Source organism: Nocardia transvalensis (genome assembly GCF_015477765.1).
GTDB lineage: Bacteria > Actinomycetota > Actinomycetes > Mycobacteriales > Mycobacteriaceae > Nocardia > Nocardia transvalensis_A.
Genome location: NZ_JADLQQ010000005.1, coordinates 687189 through 695964 on the forward strand (window position 1 = coordinate 687189; position 8776 = coordinate 695964).

Here is an 8776-nt window from a genome sequence, read left to right on the forward strand (position 1 = left end):
CCTCCGTGCATCGAGCATCTTCACCGTCACTCCGTCTCGCGATCCATGGCCAGGCGGATCAGGCTCTCCGCGTCCAACGCGTCGATGTCCTGTTCGTCGGCGTTCTCGGTCGGCGCTTCGTCGTGCACACCGGCCAGACGCATCAACACGTCCATCACGCCGGCCTCGCGGAACCTGGACAGCGGGACGGTGGCGAGCGCCTGACGAAGCTTTTCCTCTGCCGAATCTGTTTCACCGCGGTCGTCGAGATACGGCACCAGTTTTTCCTGCAGGAACGCGGCCAGTTCCCGTGGATTCGGATAGTCGAATACCAGCGTGGCCGGTAGCCGCAGCCCGGTGGCCGTACCCAGCCGGTTACGCAGTTCCACCGCGGTCAGTGAATCGAACCCGAGGTCGGTGAATGCCCTTGTCGCTTCGATGACCTCGGCCCGCGCGTGGCCGAGGACCGCAGCGACATGGGTGCGGACAAGGTCGGTGAGCGCACGCTCCCGATCCTGCTCGGAGAGCCCGGTCAATCGGTGGTGCAGCGAGTCGGCGCCGACCTGTGCGGCAGCAGCGCCACGGCGGGCGACACCACCGCGGATCAACTCCCGCCAGATCGGCGGGACTTGCGCACTGCGCGCGGCCCGAGCCCGTAGTCCGGCGAGGTCGAAGTGGGCCGGGACAAGGAGGGCTTCATCGCAGTCGAGCGCAAGGTCGAACAGGGCAAGCCCGTCGTCGGCGCTCAGCGCGCTCACACCGCCGCGATTGATGCGTGCCCGCTCGGCTTCGGTGAGCTGTCCGGTCAGCGCGCTGGTCTCGGCCCAGAGCCCCCAGGCCAGCGAGGTCGCGGGCAGGCCTGCGGCGCGGCGGTCGGCCGCCAATGCGTCGAGGAACGCGTTCGCCGCGACGTAGTTGCCCTGCCCAGCAGCACCGAGGGTGGATGCCGCGGAAGAGAACAGGACGAACTCTTCGAGGTCGGAATCCTTGGTGAGCTGGTGCAGGTGCCATGCGCCGTCGACCTTGGGCCGCAGCACGGTCGACACGCGCTCGGGTGTCAACGAGGCGATCGTCCCGTCATCGAGGACACCGGCGGTGTGCACCACCGTCTTCAGTGACGTCGCCTGGGTGACCCGGTCGATAACGGAACCGATGGCTTCGCGGTCCGCGGCGTCGCACGCCATGACCTGGACCCGTGCTCCCGAGGCGGCCAGCTCCGCGGCCACCGCCGCGGCCGTTGCGGCCGACGGCCCGGACCGGCCGGTCAACACCACCTCGTCGGCGCGGCCGGTGGTCACCAGATGCTTCGCCACCAGCCCACCCAGCGTGCCTGTGCCACCGGTCACCAGCGCAGCCCGTTGCCCCGGTCGCTGGGGAACAGGGATGGTCAGCACCAGCTTGCCGGTGTGACGGGCTTGGGACATGAAGCGGAACGCCTCTGGCGCCCTGCGCACATCCCACGTTCGCACCGGAAGTCGCTCGAGCGTCTCATCCGCCATCAGTTCGGCGATCTCGGAGAGCATTTCGCCGAGCCGTTGCGGCCCGGCCTCGGCGAGGTCGACGGGCCGGTAGGCCACTGCTGGGTACTCGGCCCGCAGTGCCTCGGCGTCCCGTAGGTCGGTGCGGCCGAGCTCGATGAAGGATCCGCCGGTGGGCAGCAACCGCAGCGAAGCGTCGGTCAGTTCACCTGCGAGCGAGTTCAGCACGATATCGACACCGGCACCATCGGTCGCCGCGAGGAATTCCGCTGCGAAACCGGTGCTGCGTGAAGACGATAGGTGCGCTCGGTCGATGCCCATTGCCGTCAGCACCGGCCATTTGGCAGGGCTCGCGGTGGCGAAGACCTCGAGGCCGAGATGCCGTGCGATCTGCACCGCGGCCATGCCGACACCGCCGGCGGCGGCGTGCACGAGCACTTTCCGGCCGGTCTGTGCGCCCGCCAATTCGACAAGCGCGTACCAGGCAGTGAGGAATGCCGAGGGCACGGCCGCGGCCTCGGCATAGGACCAGCCGTCCGGGATCGGCACCACTTGCCGGGCCTCGGTGACCGCCACCGGAGCGAATCCGCCCTCGGCTACGCCCATTACGCGGTCCCCCACCGCCAAGCCCGACACATCGGGAGCGGTCTCGATCACCGTCCCGGCGATCTCACTGCCCATCACACCGCCACCGGGATACATACCGAGCGCGATCAGGACGTCACGGAAGTTCAGGCCACCGGCACGGACGGCGACCTTGATCTGCCCGCTGTCCAACGGCTCATCGGCGTGGGATGTGGCAGCCAGCGCAAGACCGTCCAATGACCCCTCGGCGTCCGGTTCCAAGCGCCACAATCCTTCTGGCGCCACCAGTGCACCCGACGGGCGCACCAACCGCCGCCCGAACGCCGCCGTGCCGCGGAGAGCGAGTTCCGGCTCACCGCTGTCCACAACGGAAGCCAGAGTGGCGGCGGCCTTGTCATCGATACCGTGCTCGGGCAGGTCGACAAGAACAAGTCGGTCGGGATTCTCCGACTGGGCGGACCGCAGTAGACCCCATACCGCGGCCGCGGCGAGATCGGTGACGCGCTCGCCCGGCGAGCAGGCCATCCCCCCGCGGGTGAGGATCACCAATGTTGCTGGGTCGAGGTGATCTTCGTCGAGCCATGCCTTGACGAGGGCGAGAGCTTCACCGGTCGCGCGCTGGGCGGCGTGTGCCACGTCCCTGTCGTAGTCGCCACCGAGGCAGGCGAGCACCACCTTCGGGGCAATCTCTCCGGCTTCGGCCGCGGCGGCCAGGTCGGTGAGTTCGGCGAAGCCCCGCGCCGACACTCCTGCCATGCTCAGTGCTTCGGCGACGTGGAATGGGTCGGCGCCGATCATGGCCCATTCGCCGGTGGGGGCCGCTCCGGTGGGCACCGGCGCCCAGCCGACGGTGTACAGGGCATCGGCGATGCCGGTCACGGCCGGTCGGAGTTGGTCCGGCGAGACAGGTCGGGTGGCCAGTGCATCCACAGTGATGACCGGCGCGCCGGTGGTGTCGGTTGCGTGCAGACCGAGGTTGCCGTCGTCGTCACGCCGCAACCGCGCCCGCAGTGCGGACGCGCCGCTCGCGTGCAGTGTCACATCGCTCCACGCGAAGGGCAGCCGCACCTCGCCGGATTCGCGTGTGATGTCCGGCAGCAGGCTGCCGGCGTGCAAGACGGAGTCGAGCAGGGCCGGGTGGAGCCCGAAACGGCCCGCGTCCTCGGCCACCGATTCGGGCAGCACGACTTCGGCGTAGAGGTCCTCGCCTCGACGCCAAACCCTGTGTAGTCCACGGAAAGCCGGGCCGTAGCCATAAGCACCAGCCAGCCCGTCGTACATACCGGCGATATCCAGCTCGGTCGCGTCGCGCGGTGGCCATACCACGAGGTCGTCGTCTGCGTGCACCTGTGTGCTGCTGGGGGCGAGGGTGCCCCCGGCATGTTGTGTCCACCCCTCGTTGCTGGTGTCGGGCCGGGAGAACACCTCGATCCGTCGGCGCCCATCCGCGTCGGCATCGCTGACGACCACCTGCACCTGCACCCCGCCATCGGTGGGCAGCACAAGAGGAGACTGCAGCGTCAATTCTTCGAGCAACCCGCATCCGACGTGGTCACCAGCGCGTATCGCGAGTTCCACGAATCCGGTGCCGGGCAACAGAATGACGCCGCCAACGGCGTGATCGGCCAGCCACGGGTGGGTGCGTAGTGACAATCGCCCGGTGCACACCACACCCGTGCCACCCGCGAGGTCTACGGCAGCACCCAGCAGTGGGTGGCTCACCGCACCCAATCCCAGCGACACCGCATCCCCGGCAGAAGCCGCGCTCGCCCCCCGTGGCCAGTAGCGGTCATGCTGGAAGGCATACGTCGGGAGTTCGACCCGCTCGCCTCGCGGCAGCACCGCGGTCCAGTCGACCGGGACGCCCTGTACGAATGCCTCGCCGAGAGAGGTGAGTAGCCGGGTGGCACCGCCGTCATCGCGACGCAAGGTTCCGCACACCACGGCGGGTTCGGCGTCCGTATTCCGGGCGACTTCGTCGAGGGTGTCGGTCGTCGGCCCCAAAAGCACTGGATGCGGGGTGATCTCGATGAAAACCTCATGCCCCTCAGCGGCCAGGACTCGGACAGCACGGTCGAATTCGACCGGCGCGCGCAGACTCGCATACCAGTACTCGGCGTCGAGCTCCTCACCGGTCAATACCTCCCCGGTCACCGCCGACACCATCGACACCCGACCAACCCGCGGAGCAATCCCCGACAACGCGGACAGGATCTCGGCCTCGAGTTGTTCTACCTGCGGGCTGTGCGAGGCATAATCCACCGCCACCAACCGCGCCCGCACACCCTCGACCTCTAGTTCGGCCCGCAGTTCCTCCAACGCCTGCGGCTCACCGGAAACAATCACCGCCGCAGGACCATTCACCGCCGCCAACGACACCCGACCACCCCACCGGGCCAGACGCTCCCGCACCCGCGCCGCCGACTCCGCAACCGACAACATGCCACCCGCACCCGCCAACGCCGTCAGCGCCCGCGACCGCAACGCCACCACCCGCGCACCATCCTCGAGCGACAGCATCCCCGCGACGGTGGCGGCCGCGATCTCACCCTGCGAATGACCCACCACCGCATCCGGTCTCACGCCGGCGGCCTCCCACACCGCCGCCAACGACACCATCACCGCCCACAACACCGGCTGCACCACATCCGCAGCCTCCAAAGCGGCAGCATCCTCATCGGAGAGCACATCCAGCAACGACCACTCCACAAACGGCGCCAACGCCGCCGCACACTCGGCCAACCGCGCCGCAAACACCGGACAACACTGCGCCAGCTCACGACCCATCCCCACCCACTGCGACCCCTGCCCCGCAAACACGAACACCACCCGCACACCCGACCGCGCCACACCCGACACCACCGACCCCGACGGCACACCCCCACCCAACGCCGCCACACCATCGACCAACTCGTCACGATCGGCACCGACGACCACACCGCGATACTCGAACACCGACCGCGTCGCCGCCAAAGACCACGCCACATCAGCGGGACCCAAGTAGGAACGCGCAGCCACCCACGAAGACAACCGATCCGCCTGTGCGGCCAATGCTTCGGCGGACTGTGCGGAAAGCAACCAGGTGGCGACTCCGCCCGACTCGACCAACGGTGAAGGGGGGATCTCCTCATCCGAAGGCCCGATGTCCGAAGGCGGAGCTTCCTCGAGGATGAGGTGGGCGTTGGTGCCACTGAGCCCGAACGAGGACACCCCCGCACGCCGCGGGCGCTCCCCCACAGGCCACGGCACCGACTCCGTCACCAACCGCACATCCCCCGCCGCCCAATCCACATGCGGCGAGGGCTCATCCACATGCAACGTGCGCGGCACCTCGCTGTGCTGCAACGCCAACACCATCTTGATCACACCGGCCACACCCGCCGCCGCCTGCGTATGACCGATATTCGACTTCACCGAACCGAGCAACAACGGCCGGTTCGCCGGTCGTTGCTTGCCGTACGTCGCCAAGAGCGCCTGTGCTTCGATCGGATCACCGAGTTCGGTGCCTGTGCCGTGTGCCTCGACAACGTCGATCTCCTCCGCGTTCAGCCCCGCGTTGGCGAGGGCAGCGCGGATCACTCGCTGCTGCGAGGGGCCATTCGGCGCGGTCAGCCCGTTCGAGGCACCGTCCTGGTTCGTCGCCGACCCGCGCAGCACCGCCAAGACCTTGTGGCCATTGCGTTGGGCATCGGAGAGCCGCTCCACCACGACGATGCCGGCGCCCTCGGCGAAGCCCATACCGTCGGCCGCGGCCGAGAATGCCTTGCACCGCCCGTCCGCCGCCAGCCCGTTCTGCTCGCTGAACCCGACGAAACCATCCGGAGTGACGAGAACAGTGATACCGCCGGCCAGTGCCATCGAACACTCACCGGAGCGCAGCGCCTGTGCCGCGAGGTGAATCGCGACAAGGGAAGAAGAACACGCCGTGTCCACGGTCACCGCGGGACCTTCGAGGCCGAGCGCGTACGACACCCGCCCGGACAGCACACTCGTCGCATTCCCGGTGATGAGGTGCGCCGCGCCTTCGACGTCGACACCATGCGCGTACCCGGAGGTGTACCCACCGGCGAACACACCCGTCGCGCTGCCGCGCAGGGTTTTCGGGTCGATTCCGGAGTGTTCCAGCGCTTCCCAGGACAGTTCGAGCAGCAGCCGCTGCTGCGGGTCCATGGCCAACGCCTCCCGCGGACTGATACCGAAGAACGCCGCGTCGAAACCGGTGATGTCGTCGATGAATCCACCCTGCTGCACGTACGAGGTTCCGGCCTCGCCCGAGGGGTCGGTGAGGGCGGCCAGATCCCAGCCCCTGTCATCCGGGAATCCGGAGATGGCGTCACCGCCCGACGCGAGCAGCTGCCACAGACCGCCGGGCTCCACGACGCCGCCGGGGTAACGACAGCTCATTCCGACGATCGCGATCGGCTCATCGACGACGGAGCCGGTACCGGCCACCGGCGTGGCTTCCGGCAGTGCGCCGAGGAGTTCGGTCCGCAGGTGCTCAGCAAGTGCGGCCGCGCTCGGGTAGTCGAAGAGCAGGGTCGCCGGCAACCGCAGCCCGGTCGCCGTGTTGACCTCGTTACGCAGTTCCACCGCGGTGAGGGAGTCGAAACCGAGTTCGCTGAAGGCCCGCTCACCGTCGGCCGCGTCGAACGACGGATAGCCGAGCACCTGAGCTGCTTTGGCCTGCACCAATTCCGTCAATGTCCGCCGTTGCTCGGCAGGCGTCATCGCCGAAAGCCGACGCGCAAGGTCCCCTTCGTCCGTGACCGCAGGTGCTCTGGCGAGGAGCGCGGCCAGTCGGTGCACCTCCGGCAGGTTCCGCATCAGTGGAACCTCCAGCAGTCCCGCCGCGGACTGCGGTGTCGCCAAGATGACCGACCAGTCGATATTCGTGACGGTCAGCACGCTCTCGTCGGCGTCCAGTGCCTCGCCGAGGGCGCGGACAGCCAGTTCCGGTTCCATCACCCCTTCCCAGTCGTTGCGGGCCAATCGCTGACGAGCGGCCTCGGAGCCCTGCGCCACACCGGCAGCCCATGGCCCCCACGCCACCGACAGCCCGGTGAGTCCCCGGCTTCGCCGATTCGCGGCAACCGCGTCGAGGTAGGCGTTGGCTGCGGCGTAATTGCTCTGACCGGGGCCGCCGGTGGTGGCGACAACAGAGGAGAACAGTACGAACGCGTCGAGGTCGACGTGCGCGGTGAGCTCGTCGAGGTGAGTGGCTCCACCGGCCTTCGCGGCCAAGACCGTCTCGAGGCGGTCTGTGGAGAGTCGATCGATGACACCGTCGTCGAGCACCGCCGCGGTGTGCACCACGGTGGACAGTTCGGGTCCCGTCCACTCGAGCACACCGGCGACGTCCGACCGATCACTCACATCGCAGGCCACGACGTCAACACGGCTGCCCAGTGCGGCGAGGTCGGCAGCCTGGGCCGCGACGTCCTGACCGACCGGGCCGGAACGGCTGGTGAGGACGAGCCGTCGGGCTCCGCGTCCGGTCAGCCACCGCGCGACGTGCCCGCCGAGAGCACCGGTGCCACCGGTGATGAGGGCGGTCCCCCTGCACGCCCATGGCCGTGCGGGATCGCGGAGCTGGGGAGCGTGGGCGAACCGGCGGCCGAAGATACCGGCGGGGCGGATGGCGACCGCGTTCTCGTCGCATCCGGCCAGCACGGCGCACAGGCGTGCCCCGGCGCGGTCGTCGATGACAGCGGGGAGGTCGATGAGCCCACCCCATCGTTCCGGGTATTCCAGCCCGACGACTCGGCCGAAGCCGCATACCTGTGCCTGTGCCGGGTTGGTGAGCTCCTCGCCTGGTGTGGCAGCGATCGCCCCGGACGTGACCGTCCATAGCGGGGCCTCGACGCCGACGTCGCCCAAGGCCTGGACGAAGGCGAGCGTGGTGGCCAGTCCGGCGGGGACAACCGGATGGTCGGGCACGGGTGTTTCATCGAGGGCCAGCAGCGAGAGCACGCCGGATATCGCGGCGGGCTGGCTACCGTCGGCGTTGAGGTGGTCGTCGAGTAGTGCCACCATCTCGTTGCGTCCCAACGTATTCGCCGGTACCGCGAGCACGATGGTGGTGGCGCCGTGGATGCTGAGCGCGGTGGTGATGTCCCCGGTGTCGTGTCCGGTTGGGGTGGCGATGAGCCAGGTACCGGTCAGATGGGTGGTGGTGGGTTCGGGGATCGGCGCCCAGTCGATGCGATACCGCCATCCCGCGGTGACCGACCGGTGGCGTTCCCGCTGCCGCCACGACGCCAACGCGGGCACGATGCGGCCGAGCTGATCCTGGTCGTCGATCGCGAGCGTGTCCGCCAACCGGGCGAGATCACCCTCTTCGACTGCCGCCCAGAATGCCGCCTCGGCTGGTGATCCCTCGGTACCCATCGCCGTGGGAGTAGTGGCGGATCGCAGCCAGTAGCGTTGGTGCTGAAAGGCATACGTCGGCAACTCGACAGCCCGCCCCGGCCGCACAACACGCGTCCAGTCGACCGGGAGCCCACCCACATGCGCGCGAGCCAACGCCATCAGCACCTGCCGGGCATCACCACGCTCACGCTCGAGCGTGCCGACCACCACCACATCACCGACAGCAGCGTCCTCCGCAGTCTCCGCTATCGCACCGGTGAGCACCGGATGCGGAGACACCTCCACAAACCCCCGATACCCCGCGCCCAGCAGTGTGCGAACCGCCTCATCGAACCGCACCCGCCGACGCAGATTCGCAAACCAAT

General features: G+C 68.6%; 1 protein-coding gene. It reads right to left on the bottom strand.

Annotated elements, in window-relative coordinates:
• Nucleotides 1-26 precede the first annotated feature (26 nt).
• Nucleotides 27-8762, bottom strand: a complete 8736-nt coding sequence (locus tag IU452_RS18115; protein ID WP_267467588.1) for a type I polyketide synthase — start codon at nucleotides 8760-8762, stop codon at nucleotides 27-29.
• Nucleotides 8763-8776: the final 14 nt, after the last annotated feature.